Source organism: Amycolatopsis sp. NPDC088138, from assembly GCF_044741685.1.
Lineage (GTDB): Bacteria > Actinomycetota > Actinomycetes > Mycobacteriales > Pseudonocardiaceae > Amycolatopsis.
Window position 1 is genome coordinate 302,016 of record NZ_JBIUTB010000009.1, and the last position, 15,691, is coordinate 317,706.

16 protein-coding genes are annotated in these 15,691 nt (G+C 73.2%); 11 read left to right on the forward strand and 5 right to left on the reverse strand.

Annotation, left to right across the window (positions count from 1 at the left end):
* Positions 1–118: 118 nt before the first annotated feature.
* The 9 genes from ACIOD2_RS45835 to ACIOD2_RS45875 all read left to right on the forward strand — a co-directional run bounded on the left by ACIOD2_RS45835 (position 119) and on the right by ACIOD2_RS45875 (position 8,210).
* A complete protein-coding gene (locus tag ACIOD2_RS45835) occupies positions 119–1,318 on the forward strand; it encodes an FAD-dependent oxidoreductase (protein ID WP_400551951.1) in 1,200 nt (399 codons plus the stop codon).
* Complete coding sequence (locus tag ACIOD2_RS45840) at positions 1,315–2,343, forward strand: Glu/Leu/Phe/Val dehydrogenase dimerization domain-containing protein (protein WP_400551952.1); 1,029 nt, start codon at positions 1,315–1,317, stop codon at positions 2,341–2,343. The genes ACIOD2_RS45835 and ACIOD2_RS45840 overlap by 4 nt, the downstream gene beginning before the upstream one ends.
* Positions 2,344–2,444: 101 nt before the next feature.
* A complete protein-coding gene (locus ACIOD2_RS45845; protein WP_400551953.1) occupies positions 2,445–2,693 on the forward strand; it encodes a PLD nuclease N-terminal domain-containing protein in 249 nt (82 codons plus the stop codon).
* Positions 2,690–3,595, forward strand: a complete 906-nt coding sequence (locus ACIOD2_RS45850) for an ATP-binding cassette domain-containing protein (protein WP_400551954.1) — start codon at positions 2,690–2,692, stop codon at positions 3,593–3,595. Before ACIOD2_RS45845 ends, ACIOD2_RS45850 begins: the two co-directional genes overlap by 4 nt.
* Positions 3,596–4,211: 616 nt before the next feature.
* Positions 4,212–4,895 carry a hypothetical protein gene (locus tag ACIOD2_RS45855; protein WP_400551955.1) on the forward strand — a complete coding sequence of 228 codons (684 nt, stop codon included), beginning with the start codon at positions 4,212–4,214 and terminating at the stop codon, positions 4,893–4,895.
* A 25-nt stretch (positions 4,896–4,920) separates the two neighbouring features.
* On the forward strand, positions 4,921–6,054 hold the full coding sequence (locus tag ACIOD2_RS45860) for a sensor histidine kinase (RefSeq protein ID WP_400551956.1): 1,134 nt from the start codon (positions 4,921–4,923) through the stop codon (positions 6,052–6,054).
* Entirely contained in the window at positions 6,051–6,695 is a 645-nt protein-coding gene (locus ACIOD2_RS45865) for a response regulator (RefSeq protein WP_400551957.1), read from the forward strand. Before ACIOD2_RS45860 ends, ACIOD2_RS45865 begins: the two co-directional genes overlap by 4 nt.
* Before the next feature lie 39 nt (positions 6,696–6,734).
* Complete coding sequence (locus ACIOD2_RS45870; protein ID WP_400551958.1) at positions 6,735–7,592, forward strand: alpha/beta hydrolase; 858 nt, start codon at positions 6,735–6,737, stop codon at positions 7,590–7,592.
* 216 nt (positions 7,593–7,808) lie between these two features.
* Positions 7,809–8,210 (forward strand): hypothetical protein, encoded by a 402-nt coding sequence (locus ACIOD2_RS45875; RefSeq protein ID WP_400551959.1) that lies wholly within the window; start codon positions 7,809–7,811, stop codon positions 8,208–8,210.
* Positions 8,211–8,255: 45 nt separating this feature from the next.
* Here the strand turns inward: ACIOD2_RS45875 and ACIOD2_RS45880 are convergent, their stop codons facing one another.
* The 4 genes from ACIOD2_RS45880 to ACIOD2_RS45895 form a co-directional block, all read right to left on the reverse strand.
* A complete protein-coding gene (locus ACIOD2_RS45880) occupies positions 8,256–8,930 on the reverse strand; it encodes an SGNH/GDSL hydrolase family protein (RefSeq protein ID WP_400551960.1) in 675 nt (224 codons plus the stop codon).
* An 84-nt stretch (positions 8,931–9,014) separates the two neighbouring features.
* Positions 9,015–10,040 (reverse strand): ketoacyl-ACP synthase III family protein, encoded by a 1,026-nt coding sequence (locus ACIOD2_RS45885; protein ID WP_323327087.1) that lies wholly within the window; start codon positions 10,038–10,040, stop codon positions 9,015–9,017.
* Positions 10,027–10,329, reverse strand: a complete 303-nt coding sequence (locus ACIOD2_RS45890) for a hypothetical protein (protein ID WP_400551961.1) — start codon at positions 10,327–10,329, stop codon at positions 10,027–10,029. The genes ACIOD2_RS45885 and ACIOD2_RS45890 overlap by 14 nt, the downstream gene beginning before the upstream one ends.
* Before the next feature lie 327 nt (positions 10,330–10,656).
* The gene (locus ACIOD2_RS45895) at positions 10,657–11,391 is read right to left on the reverse strand and encodes an SDR family NAD(P)-dependent oxidoreductase (RefSeq protein WP_400552079.1); all 735 of its coding nucleotides are present in this window, start codon (positions 11,389–11,391) and stop codon (positions 10,657–10,659) included.
* A 158-nt stretch (positions 11,392–11,549) separates the two neighbouring features.
* Between ACIOD2_RS45895 and ACIOD2_RS45900 the strand changes: the two genes are divergently transcribed.
* Together ACIOD2_RS45900 and ACIOD2_RS45905 are read left to right on the forward strand one after the other, a co-directional pair.
* Positions 11,550–13,652, forward strand: a complete 2,103-nt coding sequence (locus ACIOD2_RS45900) for an RICIN domain-containing protein (RefSeq protein ID WP_400551962.1) — start codon at positions 11,550–11,552, stop codon at positions 13,650–13,652.
* A gap of 49 nt (positions 13,653–13,701) precedes the next feature.
* Entirely contained in the window at positions 13,702–13,983 is a 282-nt protein-coding gene (locus ACIOD2_RS45905) for a VOC family protein (protein WP_400551964.1), read from the forward strand.
* On the opposite strand, the gene ACIOD2_RS45910 is transcribed toward ACIOD2_RS45905, so the two are convergent.
* Positions 13,980–15,647, reverse strand: a complete 1,668-nt coding sequence (locus ACIOD2_RS45910; protein WP_400551965.1) for an AMP-binding protein — start codon at positions 15,645–15,647, stop codon at positions 13,980–13,982. The two genes, ACIOD2_RS45905 and ACIOD2_RS45910, sit on opposite strands and share 4 nt — an antisense overlap.
* Between the last annotated feature and the right edge of the window lie 44 nt (positions 15,648–15,691).

A 15,691-nucleotide genomic window follows, 5' to 3' on the forward strand; every position in this document is an offset into this window, starting at 1 on the left:
CGGGTTGACAAGTCGAAGGTGGGCGACACCTTCAGGTGAACGGCCCGTGGACCACGCCGTCGGCCCGGTAGTGATCTAGGGGCCGGGTGCGACCGCGCCGGCGCCGAAAGGGGTGCGGATGGACGGCCCGGCCGACCTGATCGTCGTGGGCGGGGGAGCCGTCGGGCTCGCCACCGCCCACGCCGCGGCCAAGCGCGGGAACACCGCGCTGGTGCTGGAGAAACGTGACTTCCTCCACGACGAGACGGCGTCCGGAGGCACGTCCAGGCAGTTCCGGCTCCAGTACGACGACCCCGCCGTCTCGCGGCTGGTGCTGGCGTCCCGGCCGCTGTGGGCGGAGCTGCAGGAGCGCACCACCGAGGACCTGGCCACTCAGACCGGCTGCCTGTGGTTCGGCGACCCGCGCGCGGCCGGTGCGGAAGGGCAGATCGACGCCGTCCTCGCCGTGATGACCGAGCTGGACCTGCCGTTCGACCGGCTGACCGCGGCCGACGTGACGCGCCGCTTCGGCTTCACCGGGATCCCGGACCGGTGGACCGGGTTCTTCCAGCCGGACGGCGCCGCGACCAACGTCAAGGCGACGCTGCGGGCGTTCCACCGCGCGGCCGCGGCGTCCGGGCGGGTGGCGTTGCGGCGGGGACAGGACGTCGTCGCGATCCACACCGGGGACGGCGGGGTGCGGGTCGAGACCGCGGCCGGCGACGTCTTCCACGGCGCGAAGCTGGTGGTCGCCGCCGGGCCGGAGACGAACGCCGTCCTGCGGCTGCTCGGGTTCGAGCTGGCCACCACGACCTGGACCATGGTCTCGGCCTACTTCCGCACCCGCGAACCCGCGGGCGCGCTGCCCACCTGGATCACGTTCCAGGCCCCGCGAGCCGGTGATCCCGGGCTGTACTACGGGTTCCCGGAGCTGGCCTGGGACCGCCCGGGTTTCGTGCGCATCGGCGTCAACCACCCGGCCGCCGTCTCGGCCGAGCCGCCGTCCCGGCGTGAAGTGGACGCGCAGGTCGTGGCGCGGATGGGGCGCTGGGTGGGAGAGCACCTGCCGTGGCTGGACCCGGCGCCGGTCGACCCGTCGGCGTGCCTGTGCGGCCTGCTCACCCGGCCCGGCGAGCCCGGCACGCTGGCCCGGGAGCTCGTCCTCGACTTCGCGCCCGGCCTGCCTGACGTCGTCGTCTGCGCGACCGGCTGGGTCTTCAAGATCGCCCCGCTGCTGGGGGAGGTCTGCGCCGACCTCGCTCTCGACGGCCGGACCGCCCACGACGTCACCCCGGGTGCGCTGCGCCCGGACCTGTGGCGCGCGGGGGCGCTGAGATGAGACCGGCGGTCGAGCGGATCCGCACCGGTGCCGGCGTGACGGTGTTCGTGGTGCGCGAGGACGATCCGGCGGCCGGGCCGGCCAACGGCGGCCTGCGGGTGCTGCCCTACGGCACCGAACGCCACGCACTGGCGGACGGGCTCCGGCTCGCCCGCCGCATGACCGTCAAGCACGCGCTGTACCGCACCGGGTTCTCCGGGGCGAAGCTCACCGCCGTCGCCGACCCGTCCACAGTGGACCGGCTCGCGCTGATGCGGGCCGTCGGCGAGGTGCTCGACCGCCACGCCGGGCGGCTCTACACCGGCTGCGACATGAACACCACCGCCGAGGACATGCGAGTCCTCAGTGGACTGTCGCCGTACGTGCTCGCCGGGGTCGGCAGCGCGGTCGACGCGAGCCTCGCCACCGCGCACGGTGTCGTCGCGGCCGTCCGCCAGGCCGCGGGCGGCGACGTCGGCGGGCGGGGCGTGCTGGTGCACGGCGTCGGGAAGACCGGGGCCGCGGTGGCCGCGTTGCTGGCGGCCGGCGGCGCCCGCGTCACGACGTACGACCACGACCCGGCCGCGCCGCTGCTGCCGGGCTGCACCCCGCTGCACCCGCTCTCGGCGTGGTGGGCGCGGCCGGAAGAGCTGCTTGTCCTGTGCTCGGCATCAGGTGTCGTGGACGAGCGCGTCGCGGAGCGGCTGCGGTGCCGGGTCGTCGTCAGCGGCGCGAACTGCCCGTACACGAACCGCGAGGTGGAGCGGATCCTGGCCCGGCGCGGTGTGCTGTGCGTCCCGGACGTCGTCGCCAACGCGGGCGCGGTGATCGGCGACTCGATCGAGCACCACCAGCCGGAGCGGTTCCGGACCGGCCCGCCGGAGGAGGTGTACCGGTTCGTGGCGGAGACCGTCGCCGAACGGACGTCCGACCTGCTGCGGCGCAGCTCGGGCGCCCCCGATCGGGTGGGCGCGGCGCTGGCCGAGCTGCTCGAGGACGTCCCGGGAACGGTGTGCGGCCTGCGGTTCGCCCCGGCGCGGGTCTAGTACTTTCCGCTTATCCCGGCAGAGCCGAAGATCCGATGTGCGGGCGTGCCCCGGCGGCGATCGTGGACTGGACAGTCACCGATCCCGTGAGGAGAACCCCGATGAGTCCGCTCGCCGCCGTTCAGGACCACGCGACGACGTGGTCGTGGCTCGCGCTCGGCCTGACCGGCGCGGTCCTGCTGGCCTTCGTCGTGCTGTTCGTGTCCGCGTTGTTCAGCATCCTCGGCTCGCGCCTGACCGGGGGCATGAAGCTGGTGTGGGTCGTCTTCGCGTTCTGCGCGCCGTTCCTGGGCTGCCTGCTGTGGTTCGCCTTCGGCCGCCGCGACGCGGGTGAGCCGGTGCGGCGATGATCGTCGCGGAGGGGCTGACGCGGCGTTACCGCGGCGGCGCCGGCGTCGAGGACCTGTCGTTCACCGTGCGCCCGGGCGTCGTGACGGGGTTCCTGGGCCCGAACGGCGCCGGGAAGTCGACGACCATCCGGCTCATGCTCGGCCTGGAGCGCGGCGCGGGGCGTACGACGTTCGGCGGCCGCACGTACGCGCAGGTCGCGGACCCGCTGCGCGCGGTGGGCGTGCTCACCGACGCGGGCGCGATCCACCCGGCCCGCACGGCCGCCGCGCACCTGCGGATGGTCGCCGCGGGTGGCGGGCTCCCGGCCCGGCGGGTGCGTGAGGTGCTGGCCACGGTCGGGCTGGAGTCCGTCGCGGGCCGCCCTGCCGGACGGTTCAGCCTGGGCATGAAACAGCGCCTGGGCCTGGCGACGGCGTTGCTCGGCGACCCGGAGTACCTCATCCTCGACGAGCCGGCCAACGGCCTGGACCCCGAGGGCGTGCGCTGGATCCGCGACCTGCTGCGCCGCCTGGCGGGCGAGGGCCGCACGGTCTTCGCGTCGTCACACCTGCTGGCCGAGATGTCGCAGCTGGCCGACGACCTGATCGTCATCGGCGACGGCCGCCTGGTCTCGGCGGGCCCACTGGACGCCTTCGTCGCCCGTCACGCACACGCCGACGTGGTGGTGCGCACGGCCGGCGCGCCCGCGTTGATGGTCGCGCTGACCCGGGACGGCTTGCGGGTGCGGCAGGAGACCGAGGGGGAGCTGGCGGTGGACACCGCCGATACCGAGCGGGTGGCCGCGGTGGCCGCCCGGGCCGGGGTGGGGGTGCGGGAGCTGTTCGTCCGCCGCAGCGGCCTGGAGGACGCCTTCCTCGCCGCGACCGCCGCCGCGGTCCGGCATCGGGGGGAGCCGTCGTGAGCCCCGCGGAAGCGGCACTTTCACGTGAAAGTGCCGCGTGGCGTTGCGAACCGGCAGCGTGCCGCGTGGTTCGTGACCGTGGCCGCGGTGTGCCACCGAGGGGCGTTGTCGTGAGTCGGGCGGGGGTGGCGCTTTCGCGTGAGAGTGCCGCGTGGCGTTGCGATCCGGCAGCGTGCCGCGTGGTTCGTGACCGTGGCCGCGGTGTTCCACCGAGGGGAGCCGTCATGAGTCGCGCGGGAGCGGCACTTTTACGTGAAAGTGCCGCGCGGCGTTGCGAACCGGCAGCGTGCGCTTGCCGTGCGGTTCGTGACCGTGGCCGCGGTGCGCCACCGAGGGGAGTCGTCGTGAACCCCGCGAAAGCGGCACTTTCACGTGAAAGTGCTGCCTGGCGCTGCAAACCGGCAGCGGGAGATGCTGCGGTGAGCTGCGCTCGGGCCCGCCGCGTGGTTCGCGACCGCAGCCGCCGCTTCGGTGCGGCAATGCGAGCTTGCCGCGCGGTTCGCGACCGTGGCCGCCGCGGTGCGCCACCGAGGGGAGCCGTCGTGAACCCCGCGAAGGCGGCACTTTCACGTGAAAGTGCCGCTTGGCGCGCGAACCTGCAGCGTGAGGAGCTGTCGTGAAGAACGCCTTGGCCTACGAATGGATCCGCGCCCGGTCGCTGCGGTCGACCTGGCTGCTGCTGCTCGCCGCCGGGGTGCTGCAGTTCGCGTCCGGGCTGTACTGGGGGCTCAAACGCGACCTCGGTGACCTCGACGCGTTCACCTCGTCGTTCGGCCTGGTCGCGCGGCTCGGGGCGCTGCTCGTCGCGGCGGTCGGGGTCGCCGCGTTCGGGCTCGACCACCAGCACGGGACGCTCGCCACCACGCGGCTCGTGCTGCGCTCGCCCGCGCGGATCGTCGCCGCGCGGGCCCTGGTCTCCGGCGGGCTCGGGCTGCTCGGCGGGCTGCTGATGGTGGCACTCGCCGCGGCCGGGGTGCTGGCCGGGGGAGGGGTCCTGCCCGCCGACGCGGGGGCGGCGGGCAGGGCCGTCTCGGAGGTGCTGCTGCTGACCGTCCTTTCCGGACTCGCCGGGGTCGCGCTCGGCGGGCTGCTGCGGCACACCGCGGCCGCCATCGGGGTCTTCGCCGTGTGGACGCTGGTCGCGGAGACCGCGCTGGCCGCGCTCGTGAAGGTGCCGATGACCGCGCTGCCGTTCAGTGGGACGGCCCTGCTGAGCATGCCGGGGCCGGTGGTCTTCGCGGCGCTGACCGCCGTCGCGCTGACGGCGACCGGATTCACCCTGGCCCGCCGTGCCGGGTGAGGCGCGTCGGCATAGCCTGAGCGCGATGCGATGGCTCACGTGGTGGGACGGCCGGGTCGCGCTGCTCGCGCTCGACGTCGCCGTGGCGGTGACCATCATCGTCGTCACCCTGGCCGGCGGTGATCCGCGCGACCCGCACCCGGCGCTCTACGTGCCTGCGGTGGTCGTCTCCGCCCTCGCGCTGCTCGCCCGGCGCCGGTGGCCGTTCCTGGTGCTGCTCGTCGCGGTGGGTTGCCTCCTCTTCGCCGGGGTGACGCTCCTGCCGCTGACGGTGGCGCTGTACTCGGTCGCGGCCCGCAACGGCGTCAGCGTCGTGACCGGGGTCGCGGCCGTCGTCGCCGTGCTCGGCGGGAACGTCCTGCACGTGCTGCGCGAACCGCCGAGCCTCACCACCGTCGTGCTCGTGCTGGTGGTGTTCGCCGTCGGCCCGGTGCTCGCCGGGCTGTGGATGCACCAGCGCGCCGAACTGCTGGGCGTGCTGCGGGAACGCGCCGACGAGGCCGAGCGCACCCGGACGCTGCTGGCCGACCAGGCCGTGTTCGCCGAGCGGCGGCGGATCGCGCGCGAGATGCACGACGTCGTCGCCCACCGGGTCACGGCCGTCGCGCTGCAGGCGGGCGCCTTGTCGCTGCGGGCGCCGGACGAGCAGACCGAGCAGGCCGCCGAGACGATCCGTGCCGTCAGCGCCACCGCCCTGGAGGAGCTGCGGGGCATCCTGCAGGTGCTGCGCGACGACGCCCCGGACGCGGCCAGCCCCGGCGCCGGGCTGCTCGCGTCGCTCGAGGACCTGGTCGAAGAGGTCACCGCGACCGGCGCCCGGGTCGAGCTGAAGCTGCCGGACCCGCTGCCCGCCGTGCCGGACCAGGTCGGGCGCGCCGCCTACCGCGTCGTGCAGGAATCCCTGACCAACGCGGGAAAACACGCGCCGCACGCCGCCGTCGACGTCCGGCTGGCCACCGACGGCGGCCGGCTCGCGGTCGAGGTGACCAACCGGCTCACCCCGCGCCACACCGGCGTCCCGGGATCGGGGTACGGCCTGGTGGGCATGCGCGAGCGCGTCGAGCTGGCCGGCGGCGCACTGCAGACCGGCCCGACCGGTGACGGCCGGTTCCGGGTGCTGGCCGAATTCCCCGTGGTCTCGGTACAGGAGGCGAAGTGACGGTCAAGGTCGTGCTGCTGGAGGACGAGGAGCTGGTCCGCAGCGGCATCCGGATGATCCTCGAGTCGGCGGGGGACGTCGAGGTCGTCGCGGAGGACACCAACGGTGTGCGGGCGGTCGAGCTGACCGACCGGTTCCGCCCGGACGTCGTGCTCACCGACGTCCAGATGCCGAAGGTCGACGGCATCGAGGTGGTCCGCCGGCTGGCCGGGCACCCGGCGGCGCCGGCGGTGGTCGTGCTGACGACGTTCGACGTCGACGAGTACGTCTACGCGGCGCTGCGCCACGGCGCGGCCGGGTTCCTGCTCAAGGACACCCCGCCGCGCGAGCTGGTCACGGCGGTGCGGGTGGCGGCGCGCGGCGAGGCGATGCTGTCGCCGAAGATCACCAAGCGCCTGCTGGCGGACTTCGCGACCGGCGGCGCGGGGGAGCAGGCGCGGGGCCGGCTGGCCGCGCTGACCCCGCGCGAGCACGACGTCGCGGTGCAGATCGGCCGCGGCCTGAGCAACGGCGAGATCGCGAAGGCGCTGGTGGTCAGCGAGTCGACCGTGAAAGTCCACATCGGACACATCATGGCGAAGCTGGAGGCGGCGAACCGCACCCAGGTGGCGATCCTCGTGCACGACGCCGGCCTGGGCTGAGCCACCCGTCGCCGGGCGGGCCGGCTCCGAACACCGGGTATGAGGCTCCGGGACCGGCTCGCGGCGATGGTCATGCACGCCACCGCGCGGTGGACCGTGCACTACGGCGACAACCTGCGGTTCGCCGGGACCGACCTGCCGGCGCCCGAGGTGGTGCGGGTCCCGACCCGGCACGGACCGGTGCGGGTGCACGTCTACCGGCCCGATCTCCGTTCCGGTGGTGCGTACGTCCACTTCCACGGCGGCGCCTGGCTGATGCGGTACCCGGAGATGGACGACTGGTGGTGCCGGTACGTCGCGGCCACGGCCGGGGTGCCGGTGTATAACGTCGATTACCGCTGCGGTCCCTACGTCGCGTTCCCGGTGGCGCAGCACCAGTGTTTCGACGTCGCTTCGTGGGTCGAGGCGGACCGCGTCGCCGTCGGCGGGTTCTCGTCCGGTGGCGGTCTCGCGGCGGCCGTCTGCCTGCAAGCGCGCGACGCGGGCGGGTGGCGGCCGCGGCTGCAGGTACTGGGCGTGCCCGCGCTGGACCTCGCCACCGACCCGGACCCGGCGGCGGGCGGGATGATCTCGCCCGGGCTGCGCGACCTCGTCCGCCGGGTGTACTTCCCGGATCCCGCGACGCGGCGGCACCCGTACGCGTCCCCGCTGCTGGCCGACGACCTCGCCGGGCTGCCGCGCGCGGTGGTCCTGACCGCCGAACGTGACGCCCTGCGCGCCGACGGGGAGCGGTACGCCGAGCGGCTCCGGGAAGCCGGGGTCGAGGTGCTGCACGACCGGACGCCGGGGGTGGACCACTACTTCCTGACCGAGAACCCGGAGCGCGCCCGCACCACGATGGCGCTGGTGGCCGCGGAAATCGCCCGCGCGGTCACGGTGGGCTCGACACCGGGCTGACTCGCGCCACCCGGCGCCGGAACGGCCAACTCGCCAACCGGAACGGCCGACACGCCGGGGTGTGGCCAAGGCGGCGCCGGGAGTGGCTGACGTGGCGCCGGGAGTGGCTGACGTGGCGCCGGGAGTGGCTGACGTGGCGTGGGGAGTGGCCAACGCGGCGTAGGGAGTGGCCAACTCGCCGCCGGGAGTGGTCGACATGCGTGGGGTGTGGCCGACGTGGCACCGGGAGTGGTCGACATGGCGTGGGGTGCGGCCAACGTGGCGCCGGGAGTGGTCGACATGGCGTGGGGAGTGGCCAACTTCCCGCCGGGAGTGGCCGACGCGGCGTGGGGAGTGGCCAACTTCCCGCCGGGAGTGGCCGACGTGGCGTCGGGAGTGGCCGACGTGGCGTGGGGTGTGGCCGACATGGCGTGGGGAGTGGTCGACATGGCGTGGGGAGTGGCCAACTTCCCGCCGGGAACGGCCGACGTGGCGTGGGGAGTGGCCGACATGGCGCCGGGAGTGTCCAACTCGCCGCCGGGAGTGGTCGACATGGCACCGGGAGTGGCCACCACGGCGGTCAGCGCGCCGTGGTGGTTGCGTCGTCGGCGTGTAGGCCGCTCCCGGGCAGCGAATTGACCGCTCCGGTGGCGAGTCGGCGCGGCAGGGAACGGCTTCGCCTGCTCAGTCCCGCGCCCGACGGGCCAAGCAAGCGCGGACCGGCCCCTCGAAGATCCCCGCGATCCGCTCGTACCCCACGTCGTTGGGGTGGAACCAGTCGCTGGCGAGGCTGCCGCGCAGCGGGCCCAACGCCGGGCCGCGCATGTCGGCCACCTCGATGCGGCCGAGCGCGCCCGCCTCGTCGAGCAACGCGTTCACCGCGCGGGCCTCGGCGTTCCCCTGCGGCAGCGTCGCGACCACCGAACGTCCCTGCGGAAGGCGGTCCAGCAGCGTCGCGAACCGGGCGGGGACGTCGCGGCGGCGGGACGGGGTGAGCATGTCGTTCGCGCCGGCCAGGATGGTGACCAGGGCGGGCGCCTCCGGCAGGTACGGCAGCTGGGCGTCGAGCACGTCCTCGACCCGGGCCCCCGACGCCGACAGGTTGAGGACCGCGAACGGACGGCCGAGGCGGGCGTTCAGGCGCGGGACCCAGCCGCCGTCGACGTCGTTCGCGCCGATGCCCTGGGTCATCGAGTCGCCCAGGGCGACCCACAGCGGCCGGCCCGACGCGAGCGCCAGGCGGTTGGCCGAAGCCCACGCCCGGGCGAACGGTTCCTTCTGCGCGCGGACCCGGCCGATGCCGGGCACCAGCACTGCGGAGACGTCGAGCAGGCGGCTCGACCACGTCCGTCGCGGCACGGGCAGGTCCCTTCGTGAAGCGGTTTCCCGGGATTCGGCGCCGGGCTCGCCACGGATGGGGTGACCGGAGCCACCCCATCCGGTCTACGCGAGTTCGAGGACGACCGCCGTCCACGTCATGCCCACGCCGATGCCCAGCAGCAGCACCGTGTCGCCCGGACCGGCCTCGCCGCTGGCCAGCAGGTGCTCGAGCGCCACGACCTGGTCGCTCGCGCCCAGGTGCCCGACCCGCAGCCCGAACTCCGTCATCGTGCGGTCCTCGGTGATCCCGAGTGGACGCAGGATCTGCGTCTCCACCAGCCGCCTGCCGTAGTGCGGCGCGCAGATCTTCGTGATCTCCGGCAGGTCGACCCCGGCGTCGGAAAGCGCTGTCTTGACGACCGTGGTGACGGCGTCGCCGTTGCGGGTGGCGACGTGCGCCGGCCCGCCCTGGCGGCTGAGCCACTGGCGCTTGCGGCGCCGGATGTCGATGCCGCGGTGGGCGGCGACGCTCGCCTGCCGGAACGGTTCGTCCCCGCGCTGCAGGCCTTCCAGCGACGGGTCGGTGTACGACGCGATCGCCCGGATCCGGGCCAGGCCCGGCCGCCGGGTCAGCACCACGGCGCTGCCCGCGTCGCCGTAGACGATCCCGATGTCCGTGCTCCAGTGCGGGAACCCGGGCGCGCCGAACCGGTCACCCGCGGTGATGAGCGCGGCGTCGTGGTCCGGGCGGCCGCGCAGCACGCTGGCCGCGAGGTCGATCCCGGCGACCAGGCTGTTGCTCATCGCGCCCAGCTCCAGCGTCAGGCCCGGTCCGGCGCCGACCCCCAGCTGGTCGCGCACGTACGACGCGGCGTGCCAGAAGTCGATGCCGGAGTGGTAGATCCCGGCGTGCAGGCACAGCGACGGCCACACCGGTTCGCCCGTGGTGGCCCGTGCCTGCTGGAGTGCCTGCCGCCCGGCCCGCACGGCCAGCTCCGGGCCCGGCCGTTCGGCGACCGCCGTGGACAGCTGCCCGGTGCGGGCGGCGTCGTCGTGGGTGAACTCGCCGGCCGCGATCGGCGCCGAGACCGGGATCAGCGCGCCGACGTCACAGCCGATCCCGTTGAGGTACAGGTCATCGAGCCGCATCGGGGGTCACCTCCCGGTGGGCGAGCACGGCTTCGATCTCGGACAGCGTGTCGTCCACGTGCAGTGGCGGAGCGGAAACGCACCCGGCCGCGGCCAGCTCGGCGGCGACGGCTTCGGCGGTACCGCGGGTGAACCGGTGGAACCCGGCGAAGCGGGCCTGCTCGGTGCCCGGAACGGCGATGGCCAGGTGCGCCCAGCCCGTTTCGCGGTCCCAGCGCACGATCAGCCGGGTGGTCCCGGTGGCCGGGCGGGTGTCACGAAGCACCTGCGTCAACGTCGTGGCGGTCAAGGAACTTCCTTTCGGCACGGCGAAGCAGCGCGCGCGGAAAGAACGCGTGCTGCCTGAGGGGTTGCGCGGACCGCGTCGTCGGGGTCCGCAGGAACGCCGCGAAACGTACCGCGATGATCTTCGCGCGCCACGCACCCCCGGATACAGACAGTGATCACGGCGACTGATAAGGAAGATCAACCATGCGTTTTTTCGAATATAGCTCGGTTTCCCACTCAGTGGATCATGAGGTTCTTTCGCGTGGTTGTCACCCAGGGTGACCGGCGTTCAAGTTGCACCGGCCCGCGCGGCCGGTGATGATCACGTCTGTGGTGCGCCTTCCGGCCGTCACCACGTCGGCCGGGCCGAGACACCGCCGTCGACGACGAGGTCGTGGCCGGTGATCCAGGAAGCCAAGGGGGAAGCGAGGAAGACGCACGCGTTCGCGACATCTTCGGGGGTGCCCAGTCGCCCCAGCGGCGCGGCGCGGCGCCAGCGCTCGACGCCTTCGGGCCAGTCCATGCCGGGGCGGTCGATCAGGCCGGGCGACACGGTGTTGACGCGGATCCCGCGCGGCCCGTACTCCAGCGCCGCGCCCCGCGCGTGCATCACCAGCGCCGCCTTGGCCGCGCTGTAGTGGACGTGCCCGGGCGCGGGATGCTTCGCTTCGATCGACGCGATGTGCGTGACGCTCCCGCCGCCGGCCATCAGCCGGGCCGCCGCCTGCGTGCAGGAGAACGCGCTCGTGAGGTTGGCGTCCAGCATCGCCCGCCACCGTTCGACGGGCAGGCCGTCGAGATCCTCCACGGGTTGCACGCCGGCGTTGTTGACGAGCGCGTCGAGCCGGCCGCCCCACTTCGCGACGGCGTCGAGCATCGCGTGGCAGGCGTCGTCGTCGGTCAGGTCGGCGGTGAACGCGCGGGCCCGGTCGCCGAGCGCGGCCACGAGGTCGTCGGCCGCGCCGGGACGCCGGTGGTGCACGGCCACGGCACCGCCCGCCTCGGCGAACCGCAGCGCGATCCCGCGGCCGATGGTGCCGGACGCGCCGGTGACGCAGGTGACCGTGCCGGACAGGTCGGGCAGGCCGCGGGCCGCGTGGTCGCTCGTCACACTTCGATCGTAGGGGACGGTCGAATGAGCAAACATGCTCACAACGGCTCTTGACAGATCAGAAAACGACACAGAAGCTGTTCGATATTGTTCGATCGCTCGCTCAGGTCCCCGAGGAGACGACCGTGGTCATGTCATCACTCAGTGCTTCGCTCGCTGCCGCGGTGCTCGTCGCGGCCGCGGGTGCCGCCGCCCCGCCGGCCGGCGCGGCCGCCGCCTACACCGTCACCGTCGGGTCCACCGGCACCTACGCGTACCCGACCGACACCCCGGCCGGCGCCTTCCTCGACAAGGACGGCACGTTCTACTTCCAGCAGTCCGCCGCTCTCTACGGCGCGGACGGCCCGCGCGAGTGGGAGTTCTACACCGGCGCCGACTTCGACTCGGCCACCAAGTCGAGCGCGCTGAGCAACGCCGTGAACCCGGCCGAGTCCCGGGACAAGAACAACGACACGACCTGGCGCTGCAACACCAGCCCGACCGGCGAGGAGGCGACCGACCCGCCGGCCGGGTCGAGCTACGTGGAGAAGAACTTCTGCGACCTCGTCGGCACCTGGGTCGACCCGGACACTGGCGCCTGGTACGGCCTGGTGCACAACGAGTTCACGCCCGAGCCGTTCGGCGCGTACTCGTTCTCGCACTACGACGCGATCGACTGGGCCGTCTCGGCCGACCAAGGCCACACCTGGAGCATCAAGGGCCACGCGATCACGTCGCCGTACAGCACCAAGCGCGGCGACACGGCGGCGTTCCCGAACCAGACCTTCGACTACGGCGACGGCGACCCGCGGCTGTTCGCCGACCCGGTGTCGGGCTACTTCTACGTCTACTACGGCTCGCGGATCGTCCCGAAGGCCGGCGCGGGCGGCGGCATGGTCGGACTAGCGCACGTCGCCCGTTCGCCGATGTCGGCCAAGATGGCGACCGGCTCGTGGCAGAAGTGGTACGACGGCCAGTGGACGCAGCCCGGTGTCGGCGGCAAGGAAAGCAACATGGTGCCGACCGGCACTGCTCCGAAGGGCTACACCCCGCCGGCCGACGACTACGACCCCGCGAACACCGGCAACGTCGACCAGCAGGTCGCGGCCGGGCAGCTGCCGCCGAAGTCCGACCTGTTCGTCATGAACATCGCCTACGACGCGCACCTCGGCCTGTACATCGGGGAGCCCGAGGTGGTCACCGGCACCGAGCCGCAGAAGTTCTACGTCACCGACGACCTGGCCACCCAGAAGTGGCGGCTGATCGGCGACAGCGGCGCGTACAAGTCCGGCTCCTGGTACCGCTGGTTCGCCGACAACGCGAACAAGACGAGCTCCACGATCGTCGGCAAGACGTTCCGCTCGTACTGCTCGATCGCGTGTGCGTCCTCCGACGGCGAGTACGCGAACATCACGGTCACCGGCACACCCGCCGCGCCGCCGGTCGACCCGGCGAAGACCTACCGCATCGGCAGCGGCGCCGGCCGCGTCCTCGCTCAGGTTTCGGGCAGCTCCGCGACGACGTCGACGACGGGTACCTCGGACCTGGCCGCGTGGACGTTCACCGCGACCGGCGACGGCGCCTACCGGATCACCAACGCGGCCACCGGCCAGGCCCTCGGGGTGCCGACGTCACCCGCGAACCGCGCCTGGGGCACCAAACCGGTCGTGACAGCGGGGTCGTCCGTCGGGCAGCAGTGGTTCGCCATCCCGGCCCAGGGTGGCGGGTTCCGGCTGGTCAACCGGTACAGCGGACTGTCGCTCAGCCTGTCCGGCGCGGCCGACACCACGCCGCTGCGCGCCTGGACCGGCGGCAACCGGACCGCGGCCGAGCAGACGCTGACGTTCACGACGTCCACTGTGGACGGGACGCACACGCTGATCGCGTCCGGCAAGGCCCTCGACGTCCCGGCGCACTCGACGACCGCGGGCACAGCACTGGTCACGTGGACGCCGAACGGCGGTACCAACCAGAAGTGGGTCTTCACGCACCAGGCCGACGGCAGCTACCGCATCGCGAACGCGGAGTCGGGCCTGTGCCTGGACGTCGCCGATGGCTCCAAGACCGCGGGGGCGAAGGTGATCCAGTGGACGTGCACGGGTGGCGCCAACCAGCGCTGGCTGGTCGGCCCGGGCTCCACGCTCAAGGCGCAGCACAGCGGCCTGGTGCTGACCACGGCGTCCACAGTGGACGGCGCCGCGGTCACCCAGCAGGCCGACACGGGGACGGCACTGCAGCGCTGGGCGCTCGGCTGACCCACGTCGCGTCGTAGTGAGGTCGTCTCGCTGAGGGGGAGGGTCGTTCATGGCGTGTCGTATCGGTGAACTCGTGCTCGAGCGCGTGCCCGACGGCTCGGTGGAGATCGGGCCGCGCGCCGGGTTCGGCGGGCCGCAGCCGGTGATCTTCTTCTGCCGCAAGGACGAGCCGGAGACGGGGAAGTCCCGGCTGCACATCGACCTCAACCCCACCGACCGCGACCAGGACGCCGAGCTCGAACGCCTTCTCGGGCTCGGCGCCCGTCCGGCCGACCCCGAGGGCAACGAGTTCTGCCTGCTCAAGGGGCGTCTCGAGCCTCTCGGGAGTTAGCCGTACAGCTCCGCGTGCTGGGTGCGGAGCTTGTACTTGAGGATCTTGCCGCCCACGGTCTCCGGGAGGGTCTCGGCGAAGACGATGCGCTTCGGGCTTTCGTAGCCGGCCAGGCGCTCGCGGCAGAACCCGATCAGCTCGGCTTCGGACGCCGGGGTCCGGGTGACGACCACCGCCGTCACCGCCTCGCCCCAGTGCTCGTGCGGCAGCCCGATCACCGCGGACCGCAGGACCGCCGGGTGCTGCCCCAGCACCGCCTCCACGCGCATGCTCGAGACGTTCTCGCCGCCCGTCTTCACGATGTCCTTGTAGCGGTCGACCATCACGCGCAGGCCGTCTTCGTCCACGACGGCCGAGTCGCCGGAGTGGAACCAGCCGCCGCGGAAGGCCTCACGGGTCGCCTCCGCGTCGCGGTAGTAGCCCGCCGTCATCACCGGGGAGCGGTAGACGGCCTCGCCCGGGACGCCGCGGACCGGCTCGCCCAGCTCGTCGACGACGTCGGAGGCGAGCAGCCCGCTCGGGACGCCGACGTAGTTCATCGCGGGCGCGGTGCGCGCGTGCACCTCCGGCCAGGCCGACGGCCAGAACCGGTGGCACGCGATGGCTTCCGTCTGCCCGAAGATGCCGACCGTGACGAACCCGGGCGCGGTCCGGGCTTCCAGGCGGCGCAGCACTTCGGGGGAGAGGGCGCCCCAGCCGTAGACGAGCGTGGTCAAGGAAGTCAGGTCGAGGTCGTCACGAGCGTCGATCTCGTCGGCGAGCGCGGTGACGAACTGGGGTGAACCGGCCCAGACCGCGGTGGCGCGAGTCAGCGCGAGCGTCGTCGCGACCGGGCCGGGCACCGGACGGCGGCCGAGGATCAGCGTGCCGCCGGCGAAGAACGTCGAGTACGTGAACAGCGCGTCACCGACGTGGTAGATCATCGGCAGGAACGTGCAGACCCGCAGGTCGGTCTCGTGCCGCAGGCCACGGGTCAGCGACAGTGCGAAGTTCAGCCCGGCCAGGTGCGCGTAGCTGTGCGAGAGCATCACGCCCTTCGGCATCGCGGTGGTGCCGGAGGTGAACAGCAGCTGGAAGATGTCGTCGCCGTGGATCTCGACGTCCGGCTCGGTGTCCGGCTGCCCGTCGAGGAACCCGCCGAACGACGGCGATCCCGCGACCGGCCCGCCGCCGATCGTGATGGTGGCGCCGACCCGCACACCCGGGACGCCCTCCAGCCGTGGCCAGAGTTCGGCGTCGACGATCGCCAGCCGCGGTTCGGTCTGCCGCACGAGGTGCTCGAGGACGTCCGGGGCGAGGCCCGGGTTCAGCGGGACGGCGACCATGCCCGCCTTCGCGATCCCGATCTTGGCCAGGAACGCCTCGACGGTGTTCTCGCAGAACAGCAGCACCCGGTCGCCGGGTGCGAGCCCCGCGGCGGCGAGCGCGTGGGCGAGCCGGTTCGCGGCCTGGTCGGCTTCCCGGTACGTCACGGAGGCGAACTGCTCTTCCCCGCACGCGCCCTCGGCCGCGCTCAGCGCGACCTGGTCCGGGCGGCTCCAGGTGAGCCGTTCGAAGACGTCGCCGATCGACGTGCGCTCCCAGCGGTTGACCGCGCGACGGCCCCGCAGGGTTTCGACGTCGATCGCCGCTGGGGTGGTGGCGCTCTCGCTGGTCGTGGTCATACCGGGCTCCTTCGCCGTCGCTGACGACGATCAGCATGCCGTGA

Bases quoted from the DNA above. Each gene is read 5' to 3' on its own strand.
- ACIOD2_RS45835 (WP_400551951.1), top strand. From the start codon at position 119: ATGGACGGCCCGGCCGACCTGATCGTCGTGGGCGGGGGAGCCGTCGGG.
- ACIOD2_RS45840 (WP_400551952.1), top strand. From the start codon at position 1,315: ATGAGACCGGCGGTCGAGCGGATCCGCACCGGTGCCGGCGTGACGGTG.
- ACIOD2_RS45845 (WP_400551953.1), top strand. From the start codon at position 2,445: ATGAGTCCGCTCGCCGCCGTTCAGGACCACGCGACGACGTGGTCGTGG.
- ACIOD2_RS45850 (WP_400551954.1), top strand. From the start codon at position 2,690: ATGATCGTCGCGGAGGGGCTGACGCGGCGTTACCGCGGCGGCGCCGGC.
- ACIOD2_RS45860 (WP_400551956.1), top strand. From the start codon at position 4,921: ATGCGATGGCTCACGTGGTGGGACGGCCGGGTCGCGCTGCTCGCGCTC.
- ACIOD2_RS45870 (WP_400551958.1), top strand. From the start codon at position 6,735: ATGAGGCTCCGGGACCGGCTCGCGGCGATGGTCATGCACGCCACCGCG.
- ACIOD2_RS45885 (WP_323327087.1), bottom strand. From the start codon at position 10,040: ATGCGGCTCGATGACCTGTACCTCAACGGGATCGGCTGTGACGTCGGC.
- ACIOD2_RS45900 (WP_400551962.1), top strand. From the start codon at position 11,550: ATGTCATCACTCAGTGCTTCGCTCGCTGCCGCGGTGCTCGTCGCGGCC.
- ACIOD2_RS45905 (WP_400551964.1), top strand. From the start codon at position 13,702: ATGGCGTGTCGTATCGGTGAACTCGTGCTCGAGCGCGTGCCCGACGGC.
- ACIOD2_RS45910 (WP_400551965.1), bottom strand. From the start codon at position 15,647: ATGACCACGACCAGCGAGAGCGCCACCACCCCAGCGGCGATCGACGTC.